The sequence below is a fragment of the Kaistia nematophila genome (assembly GCF_026343855.1).
Taxonomy (GTDB): domain Bacteria; phylum Pseudomonadota; class Alphaproteobacteria; order Rhizobiales; family Kaistiaceae; genus Kaistia; species Kaistia nematophila.
This window is the reverse complement of record NZ_JAPKNK010000002.1, coordinates 265,086-290,498: the sequence shown is the minus strand read 5'-3', so window position 1 is coordinate 290,498 and position 25,413 is coordinate 265,086. Positions and strand designations below refer to the sequence as shown.

At 65.6% G+C, this 25,413-nt stretch carries 25 protein-coding genes, 1 tRNA gene and 1 pseudogene; 24 read left to right on the top strand and 3 right to left on the bottom strand.

What is annotated here, in order from left to right:
* Positions 1 to 68 precede the first annotated feature (68 nt).
* The 13 genes from OSH07_RS05660 (at position 69) to OSH07_RS05600 (ending at position 13,391) form a co-directional block, all read left to right on the top strand.
* Entirely contained in the window at positions 69 to 1,109 is a 1,041-nt protein-coding gene (locus tag OSH07_RS05660; protein WP_266337642.1) for an enoyl-CoA hydratase/isomerase family protein, read from the top strand.
* Positions 1,106 to 1,528 carry a DUF6163 family protein gene (locus OSH07_RS05655; protein WP_266337641.1) on the top strand — a complete coding sequence of 141 codons (423 nt, stop codon included), beginning with the start codon at positions 1,106 to 1,108 and terminating at the stop codon, positions 1,526 to 1,528. The genes OSH07_RS05660 and OSH07_RS05655 overlap by 4 nt, the downstream gene beginning before the upstream one ends.
* A 190-nt stretch (positions 1,529 to 1,718) precedes the next feature.
* On the top strand, positions 1,719 to 2,231 hold the full coding sequence (gene ldtR / locus OSH07_RS05650) for a transcriptional regulator LdtR (protein ID WP_266337640.1): 513 nt from the start codon (positions 1,719 to 1,721) through the stop codon (positions 2,229 to 2,231).
* Between the two features lie 359 nt (positions 2,232 to 2,590).
* On the top strand, positions 2,591 to 3,883 hold the full coding sequence (locus OSH07_RS05645; protein WP_266337639.1) for a L,D-transpeptidase family protein: 1,293 nt from the start codon (positions 2,591 to 2,593) through the stop codon (positions 3,881 to 3,883).
* A 180-nt stretch (positions 3,884 to 4,063) separates the two neighbouring features.
* Entirely contained in the window at positions 4,064 to 5,371 is a 1,308-nt protein-coding gene (gene glyA, locus OSH07_RS05640; RefSeq protein WP_266337638.1) for a serine hydroxymethyltransferase, read from the top strand.
* Between the two features lie 12 nt (positions 5,372 to 5,383).
* Positions 5,384 to 5,863, top strand: a complete 480-nt coding sequence (nrdR, locus tag OSH07_RS05635; RefSeq protein ID WP_266337637.1) for a transcriptional regulator NrdR — start codon at positions 5,384 to 5,386, stop codon at positions 5,861 to 5,863.
* Positions 5,864 to 5,902: 39 nt separating this feature from the next.
* Positions 5,903 to 7,036: a bifunctional diaminohydroxyphosphoribosylaminopyrimidine deaminase/5-amino-6-(5-phosphoribosylamino)uracil reductase RibD gene (gene ribD, locus OSH07_RS05630; RefSeq protein WP_266337636.1), complete on the top strand. Its 1,134-nt coding sequence runs from the start codon at positions 5,903 to 5,905 to the stop codon at positions 7,034 to 7,036.
* Positions 7,037 to 7,039: 3 nt separating this feature from the next.
* Positions 7,040 to 7,651 (top strand): riboflavin synthase, encoded by a 612-nt coding sequence (locus tag OSH07_RS05625; RefSeq protein WP_266337635.1) that lies wholly within the window; start codon positions 7,040 to 7,042, stop codon positions 7,649 to 7,651.
* Between the two features lie 174 nt (positions 7,652 to 7,825).
* Positions 7,826 to 8,278: a 6,7-dimethyl-8-ribityllumazine synthase gene (gene ribH / locus OSH07_RS05620; protein WP_266337634.1), complete on the top strand. Its 453-nt coding sequence runs from the start codon at positions 7,826 to 7,828 to the stop codon at positions 8,276 to 8,278.
* A gap of 2 nt (positions 8,279 to 8,280) precedes the next feature.
* A complete protein-coding gene (gene nusB / locus OSH07_RS05615; RefSeq protein WP_266337633.1) occupies positions 8,281 to 8,802 on the top strand; it encodes a transcription antitermination factor NusB in 522 nt (173 codons plus the stop codon).
* A gap of 2 nt (positions 8,803 to 8,804) precedes the next feature.
* Positions 8,805 to 9,800 carry a thiamine-phosphate kinase gene (thiL, locus tag OSH07_RS05610; protein ID WP_266337632.1) on the top strand — a complete coding sequence of 332 codons (996 nt, stop codon included), beginning with the start codon at positions 8,805 to 8,807 and terminating at the stop codon, positions 9,798 to 9,800.
* Between the two features lie 76 nt (positions 9,801 to 9,876).
* The gene (locus tag OSH07_RS05605; RefSeq protein ID WP_266337631.1) at positions 9,877 to 11,106 is read left to right on the top strand and encodes an MFS transporter; all 1,230 of its coding nucleotides are present in this window, start codon (positions 9,877 to 9,879) and stop codon (positions 11,104 to 11,106) included.
* A 101-nt stretch (positions 11,107 to 11,207) separates the two neighbouring features.
* Entirely contained in the window at positions 11,208 to 13,391 is a 2,184-nt protein-coding gene (locus OSH07_RS05600) for a sodium-translocating pyrophosphatase (RefSeq protein ID WP_277614167.1), read from the top strand.
* Positions 13,392 to 13,576: 185 nt separating this feature from the next.
* Here the strand turns inward: OSH07_RS05600 and OSH07_RS05595 are convergent, their stop codons facing one another.
* Positions 13,577 to 14,092: an outer membrane protein assembly factor BamE gene (locus tag OSH07_RS05595; protein ID WP_266337629.1), complete on the bottom strand. Its 516-nt coding sequence runs from the start codon at positions 14,090 to 14,092 to the stop codon at positions 13,577 to 13,579.
* A gap of 69 nt (positions 14,093 to 14,161) precedes the next feature.
* Between OSH07_RS05595 and OSH07_RS05590 the strand changes: the two genes are divergently transcribed.
* From OSH07_RS05590 to OSH07_RS05560, 7 genes and pseudogenes are all read left to right on the top strand, one after another.
* Complete coding sequence (locus OSH07_RS05590; RefSeq protein WP_266337628.1) at positions 14,162 to 14,812, top strand: ubiquinol-cytochrome C chaperone family protein; 651 nt, start codon at positions 14,162 to 14,164, stop codon at positions 14,810 to 14,812.
* On the top strand, positions 14,809 to 15,348 hold the full coding sequence (locus OSH07_RS05585; protein ID WP_266337627.1) for a YceD family protein: 540 nt from the start codon (positions 14,809 to 14,811) through the stop codon (positions 15,346 to 15,348). The genes OSH07_RS05590 and OSH07_RS05585 overlap by 4 nt, the downstream gene beginning before the upstream one ends.
* Before the next feature lie 127 nt (positions 15,349 to 15,475).
* Positions 15,476 to 16,546: a phosphate acyltransferase PlsX gene (gene plsX / locus OSH07_RS05580; RefSeq protein WP_266337626.1), complete on the top strand. Its 1,071-nt coding sequence runs from the start codon at positions 15,476 to 15,478 to the stop codon at positions 16,544 to 16,546.
* The gene (locus OSH07_RS05575; RefSeq protein ID WP_266337625.1) at positions 16,543 to 17,520 is read left to right on the top strand and encodes a beta-ketoacyl-ACP synthase 3; all 978 of its coding nucleotides are present in this window, start codon (positions 16,543 to 16,545) and stop codon (positions 17,518 to 17,520) included. Before plsX ends, OSH07_RS05575 begins: the two co-directional genes overlap by 4 nt.
* Before the next feature lie 123 nt (positions 17,521 to 17,643).
* Complete coding sequence (locus tag OSH07_RS05570; RefSeq protein WP_266337624.1) at positions 17,644 to 17,973, top strand: integration host factor subunit alpha; 330 nt, start codon at positions 17,644 to 17,646, stop codon at positions 17,971 to 17,973.
* A gap of 42 nt (positions 17,974 to 18,015) precedes the next feature.
* Positions 18,016 to 18,259, top strand: a pseudogene (locus tag OSH07_RS05565) (MerR family transcriptional regulator); the annotation flags it as partial.
* Positions 18,260 to 19,147: 888 nt separating this feature from the next.
* A tRNA-Pro gene (locus tag OSH07_RS05560) sits at positions 19,148 to 19,224 on the top strand.
* A gap of 155 nt (positions 19,225 to 19,379) precedes the next feature.
* Here the strand turns inward: OSH07_RS05560 and OSH07_RS05555 are convergent.
* Complete coding sequence (locus tag OSH07_RS05555) at positions 19,380 to 20,843, bottom strand: N-acyl-D-amino-acid deacylase family protein (RefSeq protein ID WP_266337623.1); 1,464 nt, start codon at positions 20,841 to 20,843, stop codon at positions 19,380 to 19,382.
* A gap of 3 nt (positions 20,844 to 20,846) precedes the next feature.
* The gene (locus tag OSH07_RS05550) at positions 20,847 to 21,782 is read right to left on the bottom strand and encodes a MurR/RpiR family transcriptional regulator (RefSeq protein ID WP_266337622.1); all 936 of its coding nucleotides are present in this window, start codon (positions 21,780 to 21,782) and stop codon (positions 20,847 to 20,849) included.
* A gap of 362 nt (positions 21,783 to 22,144) precedes the next feature.
* On the opposite strand from OSH07_RS05550, the gene OSH07_RS05545 reads away from it, so the two are divergent.
* The 4 genes from OSH07_RS05545 to OSH07_RS05530 all read left to right on the top strand — a co-directional run bounded on the left by OSH07_RS05545 (position 22,145) and on the right by OSH07_RS05530 (position 25,391).
* Complete coding sequence (locus OSH07_RS05545) at positions 22,145 to 22,948, top strand: ABC transporter ATP-binding protein (RefSeq protein ID WP_266337621.1); 804 nt, start codon at positions 22,145 to 22,147, stop codon at positions 22,946 to 22,948.
* Positions 22,949 to 22,979: 31 nt separating this feature from the next.
* Positions 22,980 to 23,831 (top strand): ABC transporter permease, encoded by an 852-nt coding sequence (locus OSH07_RS05540; protein ID WP_266337620.1) that lies wholly within the window; start codon positions 22,980 to 22,982, stop codon positions 23,829 to 23,831.
* Between the two features lie 35 nt (positions 23,832 to 23,866).
* Positions 23,867 to 24,994, top strand: coding sequence for an ABC transporter substrate-binding protein (locus OSH07_RS05535; protein WP_266337619.1), 1,128 nt, complete (start codon positions 23,867 to 23,869; stop codon positions 24,992 to 24,994).
* Positions 24,995 to 25,055: 61 nt separating this feature from the next.
* Entirely contained in the window at positions 25,056 to 25,391 is a 336-nt protein-coding gene (locus tag OSH07_RS05530; RefSeq protein ID WP_266337618.1) for a hypothetical protein, read from the top strand.
* The last annotated feature ends 22 nt before the right edge of the window (positions 25,392 to 25,413 follow it).

Sequence of the window (25,413 nt, the reverse complement as noted above, 5' to 3'; positions counted from 1 at the left end):
GGCGGACGACACGGCCTTGTCCCGCCACGGGTCCCGCTTACCATCGTCCACATCCCGCCGGAGGCAAGATGGCCGAGCCTGAAATCCTGTTCGAACGCCTGGGGCATGCCGGCCTCGTCACGCTCAATCGCCCGTCCGCGCTGAACGCGCTGTCGCACGGCATGATCAAGGCGCTCGCCGGCGCTCTCGAGGAATGGAAGTACGATCCGGCGATCCGCCTGGTGATCGTCCGGGCGAAGGGGCGCGCTTTCTGCGCCGGAGGCGACATCCGCGCCGTCTACGAGGCCGGACGAGGGGCGCCGGACCAGACAGCCTTCTTCCATGACGAATACCGTCTGAACGCGGCGATCAAGGCCTATCCCAAGTCCTATGTCGCGCTCGTCGACGGCTACATCATGGGCGGCGGCGCCGGCATCGCCGTGCACGGATCGCATCGCGTCTTCGCCGAAAAGGCGATCTTCTCCATGCCGGAGACCGGCATCGGCTTCTTCCCGGATGTCGGCTCCAGCTTCTTCCTGTCGCGCATGCCGCACGAGATTGGGCTCTATTGCGGCCTGGCCGCGGCGCGGCTGGCGCGCGGCGATGCGCTCCACGCCGGCGTCGCGACCCATGCGGCCCCAGCCGCCGCCTTCGATGCGATCGTCGCCGAACTCGCGGAATCCGCCGATGTCGACGCGGTGCTCGCTCGCCACGCCGAGGCGGCGCCCGCCGAGACGCTCGGACCGCTCGATGCGACGATCTCGGCCATCTTCGCGACCGGTCCGGTCGAATCGATCCTCGCCCGCCTCGACGTGCTGGAGGGGCCCCATGCCGAATGGGCGGCGCGAACGGCCGCCACCATCCGCGGCAAATCGCCAACCAGCCTGCGCGTCGCGCTACGGCAGATCCGCGCCGCACGCGAACTCGATTTCGACGACTGCATCCGGCTGGACTGGCGGATCGCCTGCACGATCCTCGACGGCCATGACTTCTATGAAGGCGTGCGGGCCGTGCTGGTCGACAAGGACCAGTCGCCGCGGTGGAACCCTGCTACGCTCGACGCAGTTGACCCGGGCCTGATCGAAGGGCACTTCGTGGCTCCCCACGACGGAGATCTTCCGCTGCCATGATCGACAATGAAGTTACCCAGCTGCCGAGCGAGCCGGACAATCCGTATGCGCTGGCGCTCGACGTCTATCTGCGTGGCGTGGCGGCCATCCTGCTGCTGCTCGGCCTGCGCCAGTGGCTCTACATCGCCGGCGTCTTCCAGGATGACGGCTGGAGCTTCGAGACGATGTCGACGCAGTGGCGCTTCGTCACCATCCATCTCGCCGTGGTCGACCTCGTCGCCGCTGTCGGCCTCTGGATGCGCGTCGCCTGGGGCAACGTGATCTGGATCTATGTCGCGCTGTTCGAAATCGCGATGCACACGGTGTTCGCCGAGACGTTCGGGCTCAACCTTTTCGTCGTCTCGTTCCACGTCATCGCCCTCCTGGTCTTCGTCGGCCTGCTCGTCATGAGCCGCCGGCACGAGGCGGCGACCGGCTGAAACCGAGGTGGGGCGCGGCGTTCCGCTCGCCGTATAGCAAGTTTTTAACGATAGAATCCGTTTCGAATGCCAACCTGCCGGGTAAGTGGCTGTTAATCCTGATCCTTAAGATGATTTTCAAATGCCGCCTATAAGTTCCGTTGTCATGAGGTGAGAAGAATACTTGCCGCGGAACAGAGAGGCACAGAAGATGATCAGCGCAGCTCGGGCAGTCGAAACGGTCGCCAAGCCCCAGTCTACTTCGGAACTCAAGCCGCTTTACATGGAGGCCGTGACGCTCGTCGAGCGTCTGCACCGCCGCCTGCTGGATGTCGTCAAGGACGAGTTCGACCGCGAGGGGCGCTCCGACATCAACAGCACCCAGGCGCTGCTGCTGTTCAACATCGGCGACTCCGAGCTGACCGCAGGCGAGCTGCGCACCCGCGGCTACTATCTCGGCTCCAATGTCTCCTACAATCTCAAGAAGCTGGTCGAGATGGGCTACATCCACCACCAGCGTTCGCGGATGGATCGCCGTTCGGTTCGCGTCAGCCTGACCGAGGCGGGCCGGGAAGTCGCCGCCATCGTCGCCGGCGTCTATGAGCGCCACATGAAGTCGATCGAACAGATCGGCGGCATCGCCATCGACGACTTCCAGCAGTTGAACCGCTCGCTGCAGCGCCTCGAGCGCTTCTGGACCGACCAGATCCTGTATCGCCTCTGAAGCAGGATCGCCTGACCCTCCAAAAGCCCCGGCCACCCCTGCCGGGGCTTTTGCACGTTCGGCGGCGGGTTGGCGGCGCGGCACGCATCCGGGCGACTGCGCTGCGTTGCGGCGGTGTGACATGAAAGCGCCATAGTGACATGAAAGCCAGAGGCATACGGATTGTGCGGTGTCGCGCGTGCGGATCGTCTGTATGGAGTGGGTACAGTCGCGGCGCTGTGCGTTTCGCGTGGTGGTGGGGTCGGCTTCAGGCCGGCCTGTTTTCAAGGTTCGCGGCGCGTGCTAGCCGCAGTCGAAGATCGGGGGCGGGCGATCGGTTCGCGGGCTCCCAGTACAGGCGAGCTTCCAGAAGTATCGACATGAGCGGATCCAAGAACACCAATCTCCTCCCGGCGGCCCGGATGACGCGGCGTGGCGCGTTGCGCACCCTGGCCGGCGCCCTGGCCGCCTCGGTTGCGGCGCCGATCGCGGCGATGGCGCAGAGCGACGATCCGATCAATCAGGTGCTGCAGAGCAGCAGCGGCGACTGGTCCGACGGCTTCGATGCCGCGTCGAGCGGCGCCGCCTCCGTGCGCACCTCGGCGCCGATCCTGTCGCCCGATACGGCCCAGGCGGTCGAATACGCGATCCAGAACTATACCGATATCGTGGCGCGCGGCGGCTGGCCCATGGTTCCGGCCGACAAGAAGCTCAGCCTCGGCCTCAAGGATCCCAACGTTGTCATCCTACGCCAGCGCCTCACCGTTACCGGTGATCTCGCCGCCGGCGCCGGCAATTCGCAGACCTTCGATTCCTACGTCGATGCCGGCCTGCGCCGCTTCCAGGCCCGGCACGGTCTGCCGGCCGATGGCGTCGCCGGCCAGTCGACCATCAACATGATGAACGTTCCGGCAGATGTCCGTCTCGGCCAGCTGCAGACCAACCTGGTCCGCCTGCGCTCTATGTCGGGCTTCCTCGGCGAACGCTATGTCATGATCAACATCCCGGCCGCAGCGATCGAGGTGGTCGAGAATGGCCGCGTCATCTCGCGCCACACCGCCGTCGTCGGCAAGGTCGATCGTCCGACGCCGGTGCTCGCCACCAAGATCTATCGCGTCAGCTTCAATCCGTTCTGGACCGTGCCGGCCTCGATCATCCGCAAGGACCTGATCCCGCTGATGCAGAAGTCGCCGGACTACCTGACCAAGAAGCATATCCGCATCTACGACCAGAGCGGCATGGAAGTGCCGCCGACGGCGATCGACTGGAACACCGACCAGGCGACCAAGGGCTACCGCTTCCGCCAGGATCCGGGTGATTTCAACTCGCTCGGCACCGTGCGCATCTCGTTCCACAACGACGAGCAGGTGTACATGCACGACACGCCGCAGAAAGACATCTTCGGCCGCGAGCAGCGCTTCGACTCGTCGGGCTGCATCCGCGTGCAGAACATCCGCCAGCTGATCGGCTGGCTGCTGCGCGACACGCCGGAGTTCCCGCGCGAGCGCATCGACCAGATCTTCAAGTCGGGCGAGCAGGTCGACATCAATCCGAAGCCGGAGATTCCGCTCTACCTGCAATATATCAGCGCCTGGGCGATGGCCGACGGCGTGACCCATTTCCGCGATGACATCTACAATCGCGACGGCATCGGCCAGCTGGCGCTACAATAGGTCGCTGGCAGGCCCTGAAAGCGTCGTTCCGCGCCAATTGCCCGGAACGACAACCGTTAATTGAAGGGCCGATGAGGCCCTTTTTCTTGGCGTCTACCCCTACATATGGTACGCCGCGCGGGTTCCGGCACGTGCCGTCTCTGGCACGATTCCGGTACCGCCAACAGGATGGACCGCCCCATGTCTCTGACGGATCGTGCAGACAGCCTTTCCTCGACCTCCGCCTTCTTCAACCGGACGCTTGCCCAGGCCGATCCGGAAATCGCCGACGCCATCGGCAAGGAGCTCGGTCGCCAGCAGCATGAGATCGAGCTGATTGCTTCGGAGAACATCGTTTCGCGCGCCGTTCTGGAAGCGCAGGGTTCGGTGCTCACCAACAAGTATGCCGAGGGCTATCCGGGCAAGCGCTACTATGGCGGCTGCGAGTTCGTCGACATCGTCGAGACGCTCGCCATCGAGCGCGCCAAGAAGCTGTTCGACTGCCAGTTCGTCAACGTCCAGCCGAATTCCGGCAGCCAGATGAACCAGGCCGTGTTCCTGGCCCTGCTGGAGCCGGGCGACACCTTCATGGGCCTCGACCTCGCCGCCGGCGGACACCTGACGCATGGCTCGCAGGTCAACATGTCCGGCAAGTGGTTCAAGGTTGCGCCCTATGGCGTGCGCCGCGAGGACCAGCTGCTCGACTATGAAGAGATCCAGCGCATCGCCGAAGAGACCAAGCCGAAGCTGATCATCGCCGGCGGCACGGCCTATTCGCGCATCTGGGATTTCAAGCGCTTCCGCGAGATCGCCGATTCGGTCGGCGCCTACCTGATGGTCGACATGGCGCACTTCGCCGGCCTCGTCGCCGGTGGCGCCCACCCGTCGCCGCTGCCGCATGCGCATGTCGTCACCTCGACGACGCACAAGTCGCTGCGCGGTCCGCGCGGCGGCATGATCATGACCAATGACGAGGCGATCGCGAAGAAGATCAACTCGGCCGTGTTCCCGGGCCTGCAGGGCGGACCGCTCATGCACGTCATCGCCGCCAAGGCCGTCGCCTTCGCCGAGGCGCTGCGCCCGGACTTCAAGGTCTACGCGAACAACGTCGTCGAAAACGCTCGTGCGCTGGCGGAAACGCTGAAGGGCTCGGGCTTCGATATCGTCTCGGGCGGTACCGACAATCACCTGATGCTGGTTGATCTGCGGCCGAAGCAGGTGAAGGGCAACGTCTCTGAGAAGGCGCTCGTCCGCGCTGGCCTTACCTGCAACAAGAACGGTATCCCCTACGATCCGGAAAAGCCCTTCGTCACGTCCGGCATCCGTCTCGGCACGCCGGCCGCCACCACCCGCGGCTTCGGCGTCGCGGAATTCCAGGAGGTCGGCCGGTTGATCGCCGAGGTGCTCGGCGCCGTGTCGCAGTCGGAAGACGGTTCGGCCCCGCTCGTGGAAGCTTCGGTCAAGGAGCGCGTCCATGCTCTGACCGCACGCTTCCCGATCTATTCCTGATCGGGGAACTCCATGCGTTGTCCCTATTGCGGTAGCGACGACACGCAGGTGAAGGACTCCCGTCCGTCGGAGGACAATACGTCCATCCGGCGGCGGCGGGTCTGCGCGGATTGCGGCGGCCGGTTCACGACCTTCGAGCGGATCCAGCTGCGCGAGCTGATCGTCATCAAGAAAAGCGGCCGGCGTGTCCCTTTCGATCGCGACAAGCTGATGCGGTCGGTCCAGGTCGCGTTGCGCAAGCGGCCGGTCGATCCCGAGCGCGTCGAGCGCATGGTCAACGGCGTCGTCCGCCAGCTCGAAAGCAGCGGCGAGAGCGAGATCAATGCGGAGCAGATCGGCGTCTATGTCATGGAGGCGCTGAAGGGCCTCGATGACGTCGCCTATGTGCGGTTTGCCTCGGTCTATCGCAATTTCCGCGAGGCCAAGGACTTCTCCACCGTGCTGGACGAGCTTTCGAGCCAGGACGTGACGGACGCCGAGGAGCGCGACTAGGGCTTTCCCGGTCTCGCTCGAAACCTGCGGGGGTGTCGGATGGCGACGGAGCGAACGGGCAACGCCGATCCCGAACTGGACCGCCGGCTCATGGCCGTTGCGCTCCGCTTCGGCCGTCGCAATCTCGGTTCCGTCGCCCCGGCGGTCGGCGCGCTCGTCGTCGGGTTCGAAAGCGGCGAGCCTGTCATCTTCGGTCGCGGCAACACCGCGGCCGGTGGCATCCCACATGCCGAGCGCGGTGCGCTCGCTATGGCGGGCGAATTGGCTCGCGATAGCACTCTCTACACGACGCTGGAGCCGTCGCCGGTCGCTGTTGATGGTGTCTCCGACGTCCAGGCACTGATCGAGGCGGGCGTTTCTCGCGTGGTCAGCGCGCTCGAGAGTCCCGATCCGCAAATCACTGGGCGCGGCCATGCCCAATTGCGCGACGCCGGCATTGCCGTCACCGTCGGCGTGCTCGGCGACGAGGCCAGGCGGTTGCATGCCGGCACCATTTCCGTTCTTGCGGCCGGGCGGCCGCATGTAACGTTGAAGCTCGCCGTTTCCGCCGATGGCATGATTGGCCGACAGACCGGCGAGCGGATGCTGGTTTCCGGCCGCGAGGCGTTCGCCAGGCTGCAGACCATGCGCATCGAGGCCGACGCCACGCTGATCGGCATCGGCACCGCGCTCGTCGACGATCCGAGCCTGACGGTCCGGGTCCCGGGCCTGCGGGCGCACTCGCCGATCCGCATCGTGCTCGATACCCAGGCGCGGCTTTCGCCGAAATCGTCGCTCGTCCGGGGCGCCGCCGATACGGCGCTCTGGGTTGTCTGCAGTAATGAGGCGCCGCTCGCCCACCGTGAGGCTCTGCTGGCGCATGGCGTCGAGATCCTGCCGGTCGGCACTGGATCCGGCGGCATCGACATCGAGGCGGCGATGCGCCTGCTGGCGGAGCGCGGCGTGACCCGGCTTCTGGCCGAGGGCGGCGCCAAGGTGGCGGCTTCCCTGCTCGGGCGCGGCCTCCTGGATGAAGTGGTTCTGTTTCACGCGCCGGTCGTGGTCGGGCCGGATGGCGTGCGCGCGCTCGCGGGCGGTGCGCTTTCGGCGATCGAGCGCAGTCCGCGCTTCCGCCGCGTCGAGGAAGCGCGTCTCGGCGAAGACCGAATGGTTCGCTACGAAAGGGCAGTCTGAACAATGTTCACGGGTATCATCTCCGACGTCGGCAAGGTCACGGCGATCGAGCGTCGCAACGACGTCAACCGGATCACCATCGACAGCCGCTACGATGCGGCGACCATCGACATCGGGGCGTCGATCGCCTGCGCCGGCGTCTGCCTCACCGTGATCTCGATTGACCCGCAGCCGAATGGCCGGACACGCTTCGACGTCGAGGCGGCGCCGGAAACGCTCGCGCTCACCGAAGTCGGTAACTGGCAGGCCGGGGAGGCGATCAATCTGGAGCGGGCGCTGAAGCTCGGCGACGAGCTCGGCGGCCATATGGTTTCCGGCCATGTCGACGGCCTCGCCACCATCGTCAGCCGTGAGGAACTCGGCGAGACCACGCGCTTCGTCTTCGAGGCGCCGGCCAGCCTCGCCCGCTTCATCGCCACCAAGGGCTCGGTCGCACTCGACGGCACCTCGCTCACCGTCAATTGGGTCGAGGGCAACCGCTTCTCGGTTCTTCTAATCCCGCACACACTGAGCCCCGACGTCACCACCTGGGGCGCGCGCAAGGTCGACGACCGGGTACATCTCGAAGTCGACCAGATGGCGCGCTATGTGGCACGCCTGACAGAGGCGTCGTAAGCTGCCAGGAAAGCGGCCTGTCCGCGCGGCCTCCCGCCCGGGAATGCGCGAGCGTTTCCGCGGCGCGGGGAGGGCGGCGGCTGCGGCGTTCTTTTCCCTTTACAGCGCAGGGGCCGCGTGGTTCACCTGCCGCCCATTCCTTTCCGGGTGACCGGTCAAAATGAGAGCCTCAACATGAGCGATTCGGCACCTCATCTCCTCATCATCGACGCCCGCTTCTACGAAGACATCTCCGACGAGCTGTTCAACGGCGCCAAGGGCGCGATCGAAGCTGCCGGCGCCACCTTCGACCGCATCTCGGTTCCGGGCGTGCTCGAGATTCCGGCCGCTCTGTCGATGGCGCTCGCGGCCATGGACGAAGACGAGGTCAGCTATGACGGCTTCGTCGTGCTCGGCTGCGTCATCCGCGGAGAGACTTCGCATTACGACATCGTGGCGAACGAGTCCGCCCGCGCCATCATGGACATGGCGGTGATCGAGTCGCTGGCGATCGGCAACGGTATCCTGACCGTCGAGAACGACGCGCAGGCCTATGCCCGCGCCCGCGTCAGCGAGAAGAACAAGGGCGGCGCCGCCGCCGAGGCCGCGCTCGCCATGGTCGCCCTTCGCAGCAAATTCGGGCTCTGAGAATGGCCACTACCGACAAGGCCCCGCCGACGCCGCGCATGTTCCGCCCGGCCAATCAGCGGGGCGCGGCCCGGCTGGCCGCCGTCCAGGCTCTCTACCAACTCGATATCGGCGGCCAGACGCTGACCGAGGTCGTGGCCGAATTCGAGAACTATCGCCTCGGCAAGGAACTCGACGGCGACCAGTATCGCGACGCCGACGCCGCCTTCTTCCGCGACATCATCGCCGGCGTCGTGCGCGAGCAGCGCAATCTCGATCCGGCCATCCATGTCTCGCTGACGCCCGACTGGCCGCTGAAGCGCATCGACGTCACGCTCCGCGCCATCTTGCGCTGCGGCACCTACGAACTCATGGGCCGCAAGGACGTGCCGGCGCGCGTAGTCATCACCGAGTATGTCGACATCGCCCGCGCCTTCTTCGGCCCCAATGACGAGCAGCGCATGGTCAATGGCGTGCTCGACACGGTGGCTCGCAAGCTGCGCGGCGAAGAGTTCAGCGACGATCCGCAGGGCGGCAAGGCCTGATCATGCCGGCGCAGGGGGAGCGGCCCGGCGAGTTCGGGATGATCGCCCGCTATCTGCGACCGCTGGCGGAGGATCCAGGCGCGTTCGGGCTGACCGACGACGCCGCGCTGATGCGGCCCGAGCCCGGCTTCGATCTTGTCCTGACCAAGGACATGGTCGCGGCCGGCGTGCATTTCTTTCCCGACGATCCGCCGGAATCGATTGCCCGCAAGGCGCTGCGCGTCAATCTTTCCGACCTCGCCGCCAAAGGCGCCAATCCGGTCGGCTATCTGCTCGGCCTCGCCCTTCCGGCCGATTGGACGGAAGACTGGATGGCCGGCTTTTCCGCCGGCCTCGGCGACGACCAGCAGCGCTATGGCATTCCCCTTCTCGGCGGCGACACGGTCAAATCTCCGGACGGCCTGATGCTGTCGATCACGGCGCTCGGCCAGGTGCCGGCCGGGCGCATCGTGCGCCGTTCCGGAGCCGAGGTCGGCGATCTCATCGTCGTGTCGGGCACGATCGGGGATGCGGCGCTGGGGCTGCGGCTCCGGCTCGGCACGCTCGACGGCGCCGCGGCGGGCGAGGGCGCCTCCCACCTCCTCGACCGCTACCTGCATCCGCAGCCGCGGCTCGGCCTCGCGGAAGCCGTCCGCGACCATGCCCATGCCTCGCTGGACATATCCGACGGGCTGATCGGCGACTTGAGCCATGTCACGCGTACGTCCGGCGTTTCGGCGGTCGTCGAGGCGGCCCGCATTCCGCTGTCGCAGCCGGCGCGCGCCCTGGTCGAGGGCGACCTGACGGCGTTCGCCAGCGTGCTGACGGGCGGCGACGACTACGAGGTCCTGACGACCATGCCGGAGGCGCGTCTTGCCGCCTACGAGGCCGCGGCCGCGCGCGCGGGTATACCCGTCACGGTGATTGGCCGGATCGTCGCGGGCGAGGGCGCACCGGCCGTGATCAATGATCGCGGAGAAAGAATCGCCCTCGATCGGGCCTCGCACGATCATTTCTGATTATCGCTGGCGTTTCTGATAGACGAATTTGCTTCGGGCGGGGCCTGTCGATCCCGTTCGTGGGCAGGAGAGTATCGTGGACGCGCAGAACATGCTGGAACTCGATCGGAAGGTGCGGCGCAACGCGTTCGTGCTGATGGCCGCCAATGCAGTCAACGGATCGATCCTGCCGATCGCTGTGACGCTGGGCGGCCTCGCCGGCGTCTATCTCCTCGGACCAGACAAGTCGCTTGCGACGCTGCCCGTTACCGCCTCGACGGTCGGTTCGGCATTGACTACGATTCCGGCTGCCATGCTGATGAGCCGGATCGGTCGCCGCAGGGGCTTCGTGCTGGGGGCCGCGCCGGCCGTACTGGGCGGCCTGCTCGCCACTTACGCGCTGATGCAGGGCACGTTCGCGCTGTTCGTCGTGGCGCTCTTCCTGATCGGCATGTCCGGCGCGTTCAACCAGCAGTACCGCTTCGCCGCGATCGATGCCGGCAGCATGGCGGTGCGGACCAAGGCGATGTCGCTCGTCATGGCGGGCGGCATTTTTTCCGGCATCCTCGGTCCGCAGGCCATCATCCTCACCAATGACTGGCTGAGCCCGATCGCCTTCGCCGGCAGCTTCCTGGCGGCGGCCGGCCTCGGCTTCATCGGCCTCCTTATCGCGGGTTTCGTGCGCGATGTCGCGCCGCCGCGCGAGGAGCCGCGCGCCCATGGCGGTCCCGCCGGGCGCCCCTTGCGCGAGATCGCGCGCCAGCCGCGCTTCATCGCGGCGGTGCTCTGCGCCATCTCCTCCTACGCGCTGATGAGCCTGGTGATGACCGCCGCTCCGCTTGCGATGATCGGCTGCGGACTGACGCAGAACGACGCCGCGCTCGGCATCCAATGGCATGTGCTGGCGATGTTCGCGCCGAGCTTTTTCACCGGTCGCCTGATCGTCCGATTCGGCAAGGACCGAATCGTCATCGCAGGCATGGCGCTCCTGACCGCCTGCGCCGTCGTAGGCCTCTCGGGAATTACGCTGGCGCATTTCTGGATCACGCTGATCCTGCTCGGCCTCGGCTGGAACTTCGGCTTCATCGGCGCCACGTCCATGCTGTCCGAAACCTACCGGCCGGAAGAGAAGGGTCGGGTCCAGGGTCTGAATGATTTCCTTGTCTTAGGCTCGGCGGCGATGGCGTCGCTCCTCTCCGGCAAGCTGATCGGCGGCCCCGGCTGGGCCTTCATCAACATGATCGTCTTCCCGGTCGTGATGGTGAGCCTCATCGCCTTGACCTGGGCATTTCTGCTGCGCCGCTCGACAAGTCGGGAGAAAGCTTGACCGCGTCGTAAAGGCGTTCTCAACTCGACCTTACGGGGGGAAAAGCTGGGAGGAACGTTGCTCTTTCCCGCCGCACGGTGAAGCCGGCGCGGCGTCCTCGGATGGCCGTAAGCAAAGAGGCCGGCCAGAGGAGGAATGTGGACGTGATCTATCTCATTATTCTATGTGCGTTGCTTGCGCTCGCCTATGGCATATGGGCGACGCGATCGGTCCTCGCGGCCGATGCCGGCTCTGCGCGAATGCAGGAAATCGCGGCGGCGGTTCGAGAAGGCGCAAGTGCTTATCTCCGGCGTCAGTACACCACGATCGCCATCGTCGGCGTGGTGATCTTCATCCTGGTGGCCTGGCTGCTTTCGTTGACCGTGGCGATCGGCTTCGCTATCGGCGCGATCCTCTCCGGCCTCGCTGGCTTCATCGGCATGAACGTCTCGGTACGCGCCAATGTGCGCACGGCCCAGGCGGCGACCAAGAGCCTCGCCGAAGGCCTCGAGATCGCCTTCAAGTCCGGCGCGATCACCGGGATGCTGGTGGCAGGTCTCGCGCTGCTCGGGGTCTCCGGCTACTACCTGATCCTGACGCATGTCGCTGGCTATTCGCCGGATGACCGCATCGTCATCAATGCACTCGTCGCGCTCGGATTCGGCGCTTCGCTGATCTCGATCTTCGCCCGTCTCGGCGGCGGCATCTTCACCAAGGGCGCGGATGTCGGCGGCGATCTCGTCGGCAAGGTCGAGGCGGGCATTCCCGAAGACGACCCGCGCAATCCGGCCACCATCGCCGACAATGTCGGCGACAATGTCGGCGACTGCGCCGGCATGGCGGCCGACCTGTTCGAGACCTATGCTGTGACCGTGGTCGCCACCATGGTGCTCGCGGCGATCTTCTTCGCGTCTTCGCCGGCCTTCGGCAGCATCATCCTCTATCCGCTCGGCATCGGCGCCGTCTGCATCCTGACCTCGATCGCCGGCACTTTCTTCGTCAAGCTCGGCGCCAACCAGTCGATCATGGGGGCACTCTACCGTGGCTTCATCGCCTCGGCGTTGTTCTCGATCGCCGGCCTCGCTATCGCCACGCACCTGCTCGTCGGCTGGGGCGAGATTGGCACGGTCGGGGGCTTCATGATCACCGGAACGCGCCTGTTCCTGTGCGGCCTTGTCGGCCTCGCCGTGACAGGCCTGATCGTCTGGATCACCGAGTACTACACGGGCATCGGCTTCCGCCCGGTCCGTTCGATCTCGCAGGCTTCGGTGACCGGCCACGGCACCAACGTGATCCAGGGCCTGGCGGTGTCACTCGAATCGACGGCGCTGCCGACCCTCGTCATCGTCGCCGGCATCATCTCGACCTATGCGCTCGGCGGCCTGTTCGGCACCGCCGTCGCGGTTTCGACCATGCTCGGACTCGCCGGCATGGTGGTGGCGCTCGACGCGTTCGGCCCTGTCACCGACAATGCCGGCGGCATTGCCGAAATGGCGGGCCTGCCCAAGGAAGTGCGCAAGTCGACCGACGCGCTCGACGCGGTCGGCAACACCACCAAGGCCGTCACCAAGGGCTATGCCATCGGCTCGGCCGGCCTCGGCGCGCTCGTGCTGTTCGCCGCCTACAACTACGACCTGACCCACTTCATCGCCGAGGCGAACAAGGAGGGCGCCACCGCCTTCCAGTACTTCAAGGGCGTCGTTCCCGACTTCACCCTGTCCAACCCCTATGTGGTGGCGGGCCTGCTGCTAGGCGGCCTGATTCCCTTCCTGTTTGGCGGCATCACGATGACGGCGGTGGGCCGGGCGGCAGGCTCGATCGTCGAGGAAGTGCGCCGCCAGTTCCGCGAGAAGCCGGGGATCATGGCCGGGACGGAAAAGCCGGATTATGGCCGGGCCGTCGACATCCTGACCAAGGCGGCGATCAAGGAGATGGTGGTTCCCTCGCTCCTGCCGGTGCTGGCGCCGATCGTCGTCTACTTCCTGATCTACTGGATCGCCGGCAAGAGCGAAGCCTTCTCGGCCGTCGGCGCCATGCTGCTCGGCGTCATCGTGACCGGGCTCTTCGTCGCGATCTCGATGACGTCCGGCGGTGGCGCCTGGGACAACGCCAAGAAATCGTTCGAGGACGGTTTCACCGACAGCAATGGGCAGACCCACTACAAGGGTTCGGACGCGCACAAGGCCTCGGTCACTGGCGATACCGTCGGAGACCCCTACAAGGACACGGCCGGTCCGGCCGTCAATCCGGCGATCAAGATCACGAACATCGTGGCCCTGCTGCTGCTCGCGGTGCTCGCGCAGTAGAGTTCGAGGCCAATTCCGGTCCGCGCCCGCAAGCGTGGACCGGATCCGGCCGCGGTACGATCAGCGCGAATCGCCGCTCGTGGCAACCCGACAAGAAAAGGCCCTCTCCGCGATGCGGGGAGGGCCTTTTCATTGGGTAAATCGGTTGGCTGATTCGCTACCGTCCCATCGGGACGGCGCCAGGATCAGGTGCCGAACGGATTGGTGCCCATGCCGACCGTTCCGGTCAGGACCTGCTCCAGGAAGCCCTGGTCCTTGCCGCCCGTCGGCGTCGTCTGGCTGACGTAATCGAAGATCTTGCCGTCCTGGATGCCGTAGTTGGCGACCTTGTCGACTTCGTTCTTCTTATTGAAGTAGACCGCCAGGATCTTCTGGTCGACGACCTTGCGGTTCATGAAGGCGACCGGACGCTTGCGGGTCTGGCTGATGTAATAATAGACCTCGCCGTCATATTCGGCGGTGGTCGAGGGCGATCCGAGCACGATCTGCACCTGCTCGCGGCTGGCGCCGATCGGCACCTGCTCGACCGCGTTCGGCGGCGGCACGTAGCCCGAATGATACGTCTCGTTGAGGCCGCCGAGGCTGCCGGTGCCGGTCGCGATCTTCGAGCACGCGCCGAGCGAAACGATCGCAACCGCAGCCAGCATGCCGACGCCGGCGCGGCGCACGAAGGGGCTGGCTGCCAAGCGCCGATCTCTCATGCTGAATTCCATTCCATTCTCCTCGCCCAGTCGCTGGGTTGGCATTCTCCCTAGCCTGCGCTAGGGCTCGTGGCAATCTTCCTTGCAAGGGCAGGGGGCAGCACCATCTCTGGCAAGAGTGCGCTGTCACCGTGCCCATCTGACCAACCGGATTTGGAGATCGGTCGAATGTTCCGCCGCCTGTTCGCTCGCAATCGCAGGAACGAGGCCATAGCATATTCGCTTTACGGCGCCATCGTGGCACAGGCGCGGCAGCCTGCGCTCTATACGGAGTTTGCCGTGCCGGATACGCTCGATGGTCGTTTCGATATGATCGTCCTGCATGGCTTCCTGATGTTCCACCGCCTGAAGGACGAAAGCCCGGAAGACCGCCAGTTGGGCCAGGATGTGTTCGACATCTTCCTGAAGGACATGGACGGAACGCTGCGCGAAATGGGCGTCGGCGACCTTTCGGTGCCCAAGAAGCTGAAGAAGATGGCCGAGGCCTTTTTCGGCCGAATTCGCGCTTATGACGAGGCGCTCGCCTCCGGCGACCGGACCAAGCTGGTCGACGCGATCGAGCGCAACATATTTCCGGATGGCGCTCCGACCGGCGTCGGCGGGCAGATCGCGAGCTATGTCCAGGCGTCGGTCACGACGCTCGCGGCTGAGTCGCTTTCGACGATCTTCTCTGGTCGCCTCGACTACGCCTCCCTTCCCACTCCTTCCGCGGCAGCATGATGACCGAGCTCCAGTTCCACCGACATTTCGACGTCTCCCATCTCGGCAACTCGGGCCAGAAGCTGCATCTTGTCGCCGAGCCCGCCGAGCGTGCGGAGCTTGCGAAGGATTTCGACCTGCTGGCGCTCGACAGCCTCGAAGCCGATCTCGACATCACGCCCTGGGGCGTGAAGGGCGTCCGGGTGGAGGGGCGGTTGCGCGCCGATGTCGTGCAGGCCTGCGTCATCACGCTGCAGCCGGTGCCCGCCCATATCGACGACCGATTCTCGCTGAGCTTCCTGCCGGCCGACGCGATCGCCGCCGATCCGAAGACGGTCGCGGAGGCCGAGGTGATCGTCGTCTATGACGAAGAGGATCCGCCGGAGCCGCTCGAGGGGAACTCGATCGACTTCGGGCCGATCGTGGCGGAGCAGCTGGCGCTGGCGCTCGATCCCTATCCGCGTGCGCCCGGAGCCTCGTTGGAGGGTGGCGAGCATGACGGGGGGACAAACCCCGGCTCGCCCTTCGCCGCCCTGTCGAAGCTGCGCGATAAATGATAGCAAAGGCCTTGAATCGGCCACACGGTGATTGAAAGAGTGTTGTCTCACCGGCTGAAACAGTTATTTTCCAGCGCCGTCGTCGCCGGGCTCTTCGCTCAGAGCGGCCGCGTCGAACAGGGGCGGAATGGTTCAAGCGATTAGAATAGCGATCGACGCAATGGGCGGCGATAACGGACCCGCGACGGTGCTTGCGGGAGCCGATATCGCGCTCGTCCGTCGTCCCGAGCTGCGCTACCAGCTCTTCGGCGAGGAGCGGGCGGTCGTGCCGCTCCTCGAATCCTATCCGCGCGTCAAGGCGGCCTCGACCTTCACGCATTGCGACGTCACCGTGCAGATGGACGACAAGCCCAGCCAGGCTCTGCGCAAGGGCCGCTGGAAGTCGTCGATGTGGCGGGCGCTCGACGCCGTCAAGAAGGGCGAGGCGGATGTCGCGCTCTCCGCCGGCAACACCGGCGCGCTGATGGCGATGTCGAAGTTCTGCTTGCGCACCATGGCCGGCATCGAACGCCCGGCGCTGGCGGCGATCTGGCCGACGCTGCGGGGCGAGAGCGTGGTGCTCGACGTCGGCGCCACCATCAACGCCGATGCCCAGCAGTTGATCGATTTCGCCATGATGGGCGGCGCGATGGCGCGTGCCCTGCTCGACATCGAGAAGCCGACCGTCGGCCTGCTCAATATCGGCGTCGAGGAGATGAAGGGGCTCGAAGAGGTTCGGGTCGCCGGCCAGCTCCTCCGCGAAGCCGACCTCAAGCACCTGAAATATATGGGCTTCGTCGAAGGCGACGATATCGGCAAGGGCACGGTTGACGTCGTCGTCACCGAAGCGTTCGCCGGCAATATCGCGCTGAAGACCGCCGAGGGCACCGCCCGCCAGATCTCGACGCATCTGCGCGATGCGATGAGCCGGACGCTGATGGGCAAGATCGGCTATCTCTTCGCCAAGGGCGCGTTCCAGCAGCTGCGCCAGAAGCTCGATCCGCGCGCGTCCAACGGCGCGGTCCTGCTCGGCCTCAACGGGGTTGTCATCAAGAGCCATGGCGGCACGGACGGCGTCGGCTTCGCCAACGCCATCGAGGTCGGCTACAGCATGGCCAAGAATGACTTCCTGTCCAAGATCAATCAGGATCTCTCCGACTATCACCGCGCCGGCTTCGCGCGGGGAGTGGCAGCGATCGTCGATGAAGGTGTAATGTGAGTTTCATCCGTTCAGTCGTCCTCGGCTGCGGCAGCTACCTGCCCGAGAAGACCCTGACCAACGCCCAGCTGTCGGAAATGGTGGAGACCTCGGACGACTGGATCGTCCAGCGTACCGGCATCCGTGAACGTCACATCGCGGCGGAGGGCGAACTGACCTCAGACCTCGCCACCGCCGCCGCCAAGCTGGCGCTGGCCGATGCGGGGCTTACGGTTGGCGAGATCGACATGATCATCGTCGCCACCGCCACGCCGGACGACACCTTTCCCGCCACCGCTGTCACGGTGCAGCGCAAGCTCGGCATGGAGCATGGCGCGGCCTTCGACATGCAGGCCGTCTGCTCCGGCTTCGTCTTCGCGCTGTCGACTGCCGACGCGTTCATCCGCGCCAGCCAGGCCAAGCGCATCCTGGTGATCGGCGCCGAGACCTTCTCCCGCATCCTCGACTGGTCCGACCGCACCACCTGCGTGCTGTTCGGCGACGGGGCCGGCGCCGTCATTCTCGGCGCCTCCGTCCAGGACGGCACCCGCGAGGATCGCGGCGTGCTGACCACGCATCTGCGTTCGGACGGCCGCCACCGTGACAAGCTCTATGTCGACGGCGGTCCGTCTTCGACCGGAACCGTCGGCCACCTGCGCATGGAGGGCCGGGAGGTCTTCAAGCATGCGGTCGGCATGATTACTGACGTGATCGAGGACGCCTTCCGCGCGACCGGCTATGGCGCTGAGGATGTCGATTGGTTCGTGCCGCACCAGGCCAACCTTCGCATCATCGACGGCAGCGCCAAGAAGCTCGGCATCGAGAGCGACAAGGTCGTTCGCACCGTTTCGCTACACGGAAACACTTCGGCCGCCTCCATTCCGCTCGCCCTTTCGGTGGCGCGCGACGACGGCCGCATCAAGCGGGGCGACCTGATCCTGCTCGAGGCGATGGGCGGCGGCTTCACCTGGGGCTCCGTTCTCCTACGCTGGTAGGAAATCTGCCTGAGATGCTAGCACCTTAGGATCAAGGACGTTGACCGGTCCTCGCTCTGGCAATAGGCTTGCCTGTGGGGAAGTGACGTTGGGTCGCCAAGCAGAACATCGGGAAACGAGGCCATGTCAGGCAAGACTGTCACGCGCGCCGACCTCTGTGAGGCGGTGTATCAGAAGGTGGGGTTGTCGCGAACGGAATCCGCCGAACTGGTCGAGTCGGTCCTCGACGAGATCAGCGCGTGTATTGTCCGGGGCGAATCTGTCAAACTGTCTTCGTTCGGATCGTTCCTGGTCCGCTCCAAGGGCGAGCGCGTCGGGCGCAATCCGAAGACGGGCGAGGAAGTTCCGATCGCGCCGCGCCGCGTGATGGTTTTCAAGCCCAGCAACGTCCTCAAGCAGAGGATTAATGGCTCTCTGGTCCCGAACGGGCATGACACATCCGAGGATGAGTGATCCCCGCAGCCGGACGAAGCGGGCGCCACAGTGTGAGAGTTGATGTCCAAGGGTCCTGACGCGTTCCGGACGATCAGTGAGGTGGCCGAGGAACTCGACCTGCCACAGCATGTCCTGCGGTTCTGGGAAACCCGGTTTGCCCAAATCAAGCCGATGAAGCGCGGCGGTGGTCGCCGCTATTATCGCCCCGACGACGTCGAACTGCTGCGGGGAATCCGCCGCCTGCTCTATGGCGAAGGCTATACCATCAAGGGTGTGCAGAGGATCCTGAAGGAACAGGGTCTTCGCCATGTCATCGCCGCCGGGCAGGGATTCGGCCTGGATCCGGCTCCGGAGGGGGACGAGGCGGACGATTTCAGCGGTGAGGTCGCCGAGGACCTCGATTTCGATTCCGGTGCCGACGACGATTTCGACGAGCCGGAACAGCAGGATTCCGATCGCGATACCGATGGCCGTCGTGAGCCGGTCTTCGGTTCGCGCGCCACGCATCCGGATCGTCATGCCGACGCGCCAGCCGTTCGGGTCTCCGTTGACCGCCAGCAGCATGAGCCGTCCTTTGGCGGCCGGGCGCATGAGCCTTCGCCCGCGCCGTCTCGCATTCCGACCGCGCCGCCCGACCTGCCTTCCTCGGCTGACGACTATTTGCCGCCGCTGGTAGCCGATTTGCCGATGCCGCCCGAGCGCGGCGCGGCGTCATCGCGAGCGGAATCGATCTACGCCCCGCCGCAGCCCGCAACCCGGCGCGAGCCCGGCATGACGTCGACCCGACCGCATATGGCCTCCGCCGAGCCCGGCGACTACGAGCCCGCGACTGCGCGGGCGGCCGAAAGGGCGGCGGCCGCACCGTCGCAGCCCGCTCTCGGCCATGGCGACCGCGAGCGGCTGCAGGCGACGCTGATGGAACTCCTGGAGTGCAAGCGCATCCTCGACAATGTGCGCTAGCGTCGCTTCCCGCGCCGCGTTGCCGGTTCTGTCGCAGGTTCCGGGGCTTCTCGATCAATCCACCGAAATGAATGCGGATGCGCGGGATCGGGCCGAATTGCCGGGTGACAAGCCCGATCGAACCATGCTAACAGCGGCGCATCGGCAGGCGACCCCAACGATGCCGACGCGGTTTCGACCGCTTCAGGGCCAAGCCCCTGAATGGAATGCGGATTTGATAATCCGATGGTGACGGAGCGTAGCGCAGCCTGGTAGCGCACTTGTCTGGGGGACAAGGGGTCGCAGGTTCAAATCCTGCCGTTCCGACCATAATTTCAAAAGCAGCACCGGATCCGACAGCGAGCGACGATGTGCCGCCAGCAGCGACACCGCTGCGTTGCGGGAATGCCTCGATCCTTGATATGTCTCTGACGTATGAGATCGCTCCGGCGCGGGGCGACGCGGCCATCCCGAGCGTCCAGATGTCAGCCGTCGTTGCGCCCGCCGATCAGGCGGCCCGCGCGGCCGATTACCCCGCCTTCGGCGGTGAAGGACAGCTTGCCGTTCACATAGACCCGGCCGATGCCGATTGAGCGGCGGAGCGGCTGGTCATAGGTCGCCTGGTCGAGGATCGTCTCCGGATCGAACACCACCAGATCCGCGAAGGCGCCGGCGGCGAGGCTGCCGCGACCGGCCAACCGGAAGACGCGGGCAGGCAGGCTGGTCATCTTGTGGATGGCGGCTTCGATCGGAAACAGCTTCTCGTCGCGGGCGTAATGCCCGATGACGCGTGGAAACGTCCCCCAGAGACGCGGATGCGGGTGATGGTCATGCGGCAGGCCGTCCGAGCCGATCATGGCCAGCCGCGAGCTCATCACCCGCCGCACGTCCGCCTCGTCCATCTGGAAATAGATCGCGCCGGCCGGCTGCAACCGTCGCGCGGCTTCGTGGATGTCGACGCCCCATTCGGCGGCGATGTCGATCAGGTCGCGCGCCTGCATCTCCGGGTGGGGCCGCGACCAGGCGATCATGATTCGATAGGTGTCGGTGACCAGGTCGGCGCGCAGATTGGTCGAGCCGGCGGCATAGGGGTAGACGTCGACATTGACCGGATGGCGCGAGGCGGCGGCCTCGATCTTCGGCAGCGTCTGCAGCGTGCGGCCCCAGTTCGATACGCCGGCGCATTTGTGATGTGAGATCACCAGCGGAATGCCGGCGGCGGTCGCCGTCGTCACGGTCTCGTCGATGCTGTCCAGAACGTGCTCGAACTCGTCGCGCATGTGGGTGGCGTAGACGCCGCCATGCTCGGCGAAGCGGCCGGCGATCCGGGTCACCTCGTCGATGTCGGCGGCGGCATTGGTGGGATAGAACAGGCCGGTCGAGAGGCCGATCGCGCCGTTCGCCATGGCCTCGTCGGCATGCGCCTGCATCGCCTCGATCTCGTTCGGCGAGGCCTTGCGCGTGATGTCGCCCATGGTCGCGAGGCGCAGCGCCGAATGGCCGATCAGCGCCGCGACATTGACGGCGGGCACCACTCGGGCGATCGCCGCGGCGTAGTCGGCGAAGCTCGCAAAGGCATAGGCCCGGGCGTCGCCGAGCAGGTTCATGGGGGGCGGCGGGTTGTCCGTGAAGGTGACGGGGGCAAGCGAGATGCCGCAATTTCCAACCACCACCGACGTCACGCCCTGGCTGATCTTGGGGAGCATTTCCGGCGCGTCGAGGACGATGCGGTCGTCGTGCGTGTGGGCGTCGATGAAGCCCGGCGCCAGCGCCAGACCGCCAAGATCCTCCTCGCGTTCACCGGTTCCCGGCGGGATGGTCCCTGCCGGCCCCACGGCGGAGATCCGGTCGCCGGTGATCGCCAGTTCGCCGGGGTAGGGCGCGCCGCCCTTGCCGTCATAGATCCGGGCGTTGCGCAGAACGAGATCGTGTGCGGGGCGCGTCGTCATGGCCTATTCACGCGGTTTGCTGGCCGATGCCAAAGGGGTCGGATCGGTCGAGGGGGTAGGGATGGCGATGCCGATGCTCGCCACCGTATAGCGGACGCGGCGGAGCGCCTCGCGCCCCTTGCCGCCGAGCTTCACGGCGACACCTGCCGCGATCGTGTCGATGACGGCCATGTGCGCATAGCGCGATGGTGTCGGCAGCAGGACGTTCTCGTCCTCCGCGATGGTGATCGGGATGACGACCGAGGCGGCGGCCGCGAGCGGCGTCTCGGGCCGCGTCAGCGCCACTGTCGTCGCGCCGAACGAGGCGGCGATCTCGACCGCCTCGACGACGGCGCGCGAGCGGCCGCTGTTCGAGATGGCGAAGACGGCATCGCCGGGCTGCAGGGTGGCGGCCGACATGCGCATCTGGTGGCTGTCGGCATAGGCGGAGACGGGGATTCCGAGCCGGAACAGGCGCAGCTTCGCATCCTCGGCCATGGCCGCGGAGCCGCCGCCCTGGCCATAGATGTCGATGCGGCGTGCCTTGGCGAAGGCCGCGATCGCGGCGCCGACGGCGGCTGTGTCGAGCTGATCCAGCGTCTCGCGCACCGTGGTCGCCGCGCGCATCATGATGGTCTGGGCCAGCTGGCCGACGTCGTCGCTGAAGACGCGATCGGAGCGCAGATAGACCGCCGCCACCGTCAGCGTCGTCGCCAGGCCGAGCTTGAATTCGTTGAATGACGCGCAGCCGACAGAGCGGCAGAACCGCGTCACGGTCGGCTGGCTGACGCCGGCCCTGGCGGCCAGGTCGGCGATGTTGAAGCGCGTCGCAGCCTCGAAATCCTGCCGAACCACTTCTGCGACCCGGCGCTCCGCGGGCGAGAGCTCGCCTTCGACGCGCTCGATGCGCGAAACGATGTCGACAGCCGCCGTCGTCATCGGGCTGCTGCGTTTGACCATGCGGCCTCTCCTCGAAACCCGTGCGGCGGAGGCGTCGCGGCCCCCGCCAGCGTGCCAGTTGCGAAAGTGAATTACACGATTTTTGGCAATCGGCAAGCGGATCGGCGTTGCTCCGAATTCGGAGAGCTTGCGTGCCAGATTGTGGAATGGCGACCAGAACACCCTTCATAATGGCTGAAATTGGCGGGTATTGGTCGGTTTGGATGCATTTTTGACGCCCGCGCTTTAGTGCTTGCAGTGTCCGGAGTTCTGTAACATGATTTCAGGAACGAGCTGCTCAGCAAGAGTGGCCGGGGAACATGCCCGACGGATCGAGCCGCAAAAGGCCGCCGACGGATTCAGGGAATGTGGAGGGGCCTAGCGTGAACGCTATCGGAGCTCTTGGTTCGTCACGGGCGAACGTCACTGCCAGGACCAAGATGGTCGTGGAGGGGGCGAGCAAGTTCTATCAGGCGCGCAGCGGTATCGTACACGCGCTCGACAACGTTTCGCTCGAAGTGAAGGAAGGCGAGTTCCTCTGCATCCTCGGTCCGTCCGGCTGCGGCAAGTCGACCCTGCTGTGGTCGATGGCTGGCCTGCACGGACTGAGCGGCGGCCGGATCCGTCTTGGCCAGGAGCCGATCCTGAAGCCCCATCCCGAGATCGCGATGATCTTCCAGGAGGCGAACCTGCTGCCCTGGCGCAATCTCGAAAAGAACATCGAGCTGCCTTTCGAGCTGAAGCGGATCCCACCGGACAAGGCGCGCATCAAGGCTCTGCTCGAGCGCGTCGGCCTCAAGGGCTTCGAGACGAAGATGCCGCGCGAGCTCTCCGGCGGCATGCAGCAGCGCGCCTCGATCGTGCGCAGCCTGGCGGTCGATCCCTCCGTGCTGCTGATGGATGAGCCCTTCGGCGCGCTCGACGCCTTCACGCGCGACGAGATGAATCTGCTCATCCAGGAAATCTGGATGGAGACGAAGAAGACGATCATCTTCATCACGCACTCCATCGTCGAGGCGCTGTTCCTGGCAGACCGCATCGTCGTGATGTCGGCGCGACCGGGCCGGATCCAGGAGATCGTGGATGTCGACCTCTCGCGCCCGCGCGGCGTCGACGTGCAGTCGACGCCTGAGTTCATCGAACGCGTCAACGCGATCAAGGCGATGATCGACCACCGCAAAGCCTGACGGTCGCAGTCAGAGTTCAAGGATAGTGCAAGTGGACAGCCAACTTCGCGACCAGATTCCGACTTTCGGCGCCAAGCCGGGTGCTTCAGGCGGCGCCAGCCTTTCCGGAGGCCTGTCGTCATTGACGTCGGGCGGCGGCCGCAGCGCCTTCGAGACCCTCATCATCATCCTGGTCGCCGTGGTCATCATCGGCGGCACCGAGATTTTGCTCGGCATCTTCCAGGTGCCGCAATACATCATGCCCAAGCCGAGCCAGATCGGCATGGCGCTGATCACCGAATGGAAGTTCATCTGGCCGCATCTCGTCGTGACGATCTGCGAGCTGCTGATCGGCTTCGCCATCGGCGCCTCGATCGGCTTCGTGCTCGCGGCGGTGATCACACAGTTCCCCTTCGCCGAGAAGATTGTCACCCCCTACATCCTGCTGCTGGTGACGACGCCGATGCTGGCGCTCGTGCCCCTGCTGGTGCTGCGCTTCGGCTTTGGCTGGGAGCCGCGCATCATCGCGGTGGCGCTCGCCTCCGGACCGATGGTGATGATCAATTCCGCGACAGGCTTCCGACGCGTCGATCTCGCCAAGATCGCGCTCGCCCGCTCCTTCGGCGCCTCCACGCTGCAGATCTTCACCAAGATCCGCATTCCGATGGCGATGCCGATGATCATCGTCGGCCTGATGGTCGGCTCCATCTTCGGCCTGTTGACCACGGTCGGCGCCGAGATGGTCGGCGGCGCCGAGGGCCTCGGCAACCGCCTCAACTACTATTCGTCGATGATCCGGATGCCGCAATTCTTCGCGGTCATCACGTTGCTCGCGATCATCGGCATCTCGATCTACGTCTTCTTTTTCTGGGTCGGAAAAAAGTGGGCCAATTGGGAAGCCTGAGCCGGCCGTTGCCTGACAGAAACGAGGGAACTGCTATGACGGACATATCGAACATGATGATCAATCGTCGCCGGCTGCTTCAGGTGACGGCGGCAGGCGTGACCATCTCGGCCATCGGCCTTGGCGGCACCGGCTCGGCCGAGGCCGATGAAATCACCGTGCGCTGGGTGTCGCCGCGCGGCACGCTGGAGGTTCTCGACGATTTCGCCTACTGGGTCGCCAAGAAATACGGCTATTTCGGCGATCTGAACACGGTGATCGAGGCTGGTCCGCAGGACGGCACGGCGACGGTCAAGCTCGTCGACCAGAAACAGTCCGATTTCGGCTATCCCTCGCCCGGCATCCTCTCGCTCGGCCTCGAGCAGGGCATGGACCTCGTCTCCGCCTATCACGTCATGGCGGGCGACGTGTTCAACTTCGCTTTCCCGAAGGGCAAGGCCCCGGCGGACCTGAAGGGCCTCGAAGGCAAGACGATCGCGCTTGGCTCCTCCGGCTGGCAGGCGATCACCAATCCGATGCTGGCGGCGGCCGGCGTCGATACCAGCAAGGTCAAGTATGTCGAGGTCAGCGCCTGGGGCCAGGCGCTGGCGCAGGGCCAGGCCGATGCGGCGCTGTCGTGGGAAGGCCTGCGGGCGCAGTGGCGCGGGCAGGGGCTCGATTTCGACTACCTGCTCGGCAAGAACGTCTCGAAGTTCCCGGCCAATTCCTACGTCATCCGCAAGTCCGATCTCGCCGACGCGGCCAAGGTCGCGGCCTATGAGAAGTATCTCCGCGGCTGGGCGATGGGCATGGAGTTCGGCTGGATCAATCCGCGCGCCGCGACCCAGATCACGATGGAGCAGTTCCCCGGCCTGGCGAGCCAGATGGATCCGACGGTGGCGACGGAATCGCTGATGCAGCAGACGGCGCTGATGCATGCGCGCTGGGACGAGCGCAAGGCGTGGGGCTTCCACATCGAGGACAGCTGGCAGGGCTATTTCGACGCGATCGCCGCGATCGGCCAGGTGTCGCAGGTGTTCAAGGCTGCCGACGTAACGACCAACCAGTTCATCGCCGCGGCAAACGATTTCGACCACGCCAAGGTAAAGGCCGACGCCGAGGCGTTCCAGCTTTCGGACGCCTACAAGGCCGTCGACGTCGCCGCGATCGAAGCGGTTCTCTGAATAAAGCGGGGCGTCGGCAGGGTTTGCCGTCGCCCCTCTTCTTTCCGGGGGGGGGGGGCAGATGTTCGAATTCGATCATGTCGGGATCACCACGACCGAGCCGCAGCCCAACGAGAACTGGGTCGAGCAGAGCAGGCTCTGGGTGACCAATCCGCGTCATCATCCCGAGCATATCGAGTTCCTGCGCTATGCGCCCGACAGCCAGGTGCCGGAGTTCGTCCGCAACAATCCGCATGTGGCGTATCGGGTGAAGGAAATCGAGCCGCTGCTTGGGGATGCCGAGGTGCTGATCCCGCCCTTCATCGTCGGCGATTTTCTTGAGGTCGTCTTCGTCCGCCGCCATGGCATGGTCTTCGAATACATGCGCTACCTGAAGGACGGCTGGTTCGGCGAGTGAGCCGGCTGTCGCCGGTCGGTCG

Coding starts and splice junctions, on each gene's coding strand:
- nrdR (WP_266337637.1), top strand. CDS start 5,384: ATGCGTTGTCCCTATTGCGGTAGCGACGACACGCAGGTGAAGGACTCC.
- OSH07_RS05530 (WP_266337618.1), top strand. CDS start 25,056: ATGTTCGAATTCGATCATGTCGGGATCACCACGACCGAGCCGCAGCCC.
- OSH07_RS05660 (WP_266337642.1), top strand. CDS start 69: ATGGCCGAGCCTGAAATCCTGTTCGAACGCCTGGGGCATGCCGGCCTC.
- OSH07_RS05555 (WP_266337623.1), bottom strand. CDS start 20,843: ATGACGACGCGCCCCGCACACGATCTCGTTCTGCGCAACGCCCGGATC.
- nusB (WP_266337633.1), top strand. CDS start 8,281: ATGGCCACTACCGACAAGGCCCCGCCGACGCCGCGCATGTTCCGCCCG.
- ribD (WP_266337636.1), top strand. CDS start 5,903: ATGGCGACGGAGCGAACGGGCAACGCCGATCCCGAACTGGACCGCCGG.
- OSH07_RS05585 (WP_266337627.1), top strand. CDS start 14,809: ATGATGACCGAGCTCCAGTTCCACCGACATTTCGACGTCTCCCATCTC.
- OSH07_RS05645 (WP_266337639.1), top strand. CDS start 2,591: ATGAGCGGATCCAAGAACACCAATCTCCTCCCGGCGGCCCGGATGACG.
- plsX (WP_266337626.1), top strand. CDS start 15,476: ATGGTTCAAGCGATTAGAATAGCGATCGACGCAATGGGCGGCGATAAC.
- OSH07_RS05625 (WP_266337635.1), top strand. CDS start 7,040: ATGTTCACGGGTATCATCTCCGACGTCGGCAAGGTCACGGCGATCGAG.
- OSH07_RS05535 (WP_266337619.1), top strand. CDS start 23,867: ATGACGGACATATCGAACATGATGATCAATCGTCGCCGGCTGCTTCAG.
- OSH07_RS05550 (WP_266337622.1), bottom strand. CDS start 21,782: ATGGTCAAACGCAGCAGCCCGATGACGACGGCGGCTGTCGACATCGTT.
- ribH (WP_266337634.1), top strand. CDS start 7,826: ATGAGCGATTCGGCACCTCATCTCCTCATCATCGACGCCCGCTTCTAC.
- OSH07_RS05595 (WP_266337629.1), bottom strand. CDS start 14,092: ATGAGAGATCGGCGCTTGGCAGCCAGCCCCTTCGTGCGCCGCGCCGGC.
- glyA (WP_266337638.1), top strand. CDS start 4,064: ATGTCTCTGACGGATCGTGCAGACAGCCTTTCCTCGACCTCCGCCTTC.
- OSH07_RS05570 (WP_266337624.1), top strand. CDS start 17,644: ATGTCAGGCAAGACTGTCACGCGCGCCGACCTCTGTGAGGCGGTGTAT.
- OSH07_RS05655 (WP_266337641.1), top strand. CDS start 1,106: ATGATCGACAATGAAGTTACCCAGCTGCCGAGCGAGCCGGACAATCCG.
- OSH07_RS05600 (WP_277614167.1), top strand. CDS start 11,208: ATGGCCGTAAGCAAAGAGGCCGGCCAGAGGAGGAATGTGGACGTGATC.
- ldtR (WP_266337640.1), top strand. CDS start 1,719: ATGATCAGCGCAGCTCGGGCAGTCGAAACGGTCGCCAAGCCCCAGTCT.
- thiL (WP_266337632.1), top strand. CDS start 8,805: ATGCCGGCGCAGGGGGAGCGGCCCGGCGAGTTCGGGATGATCGCCCGC.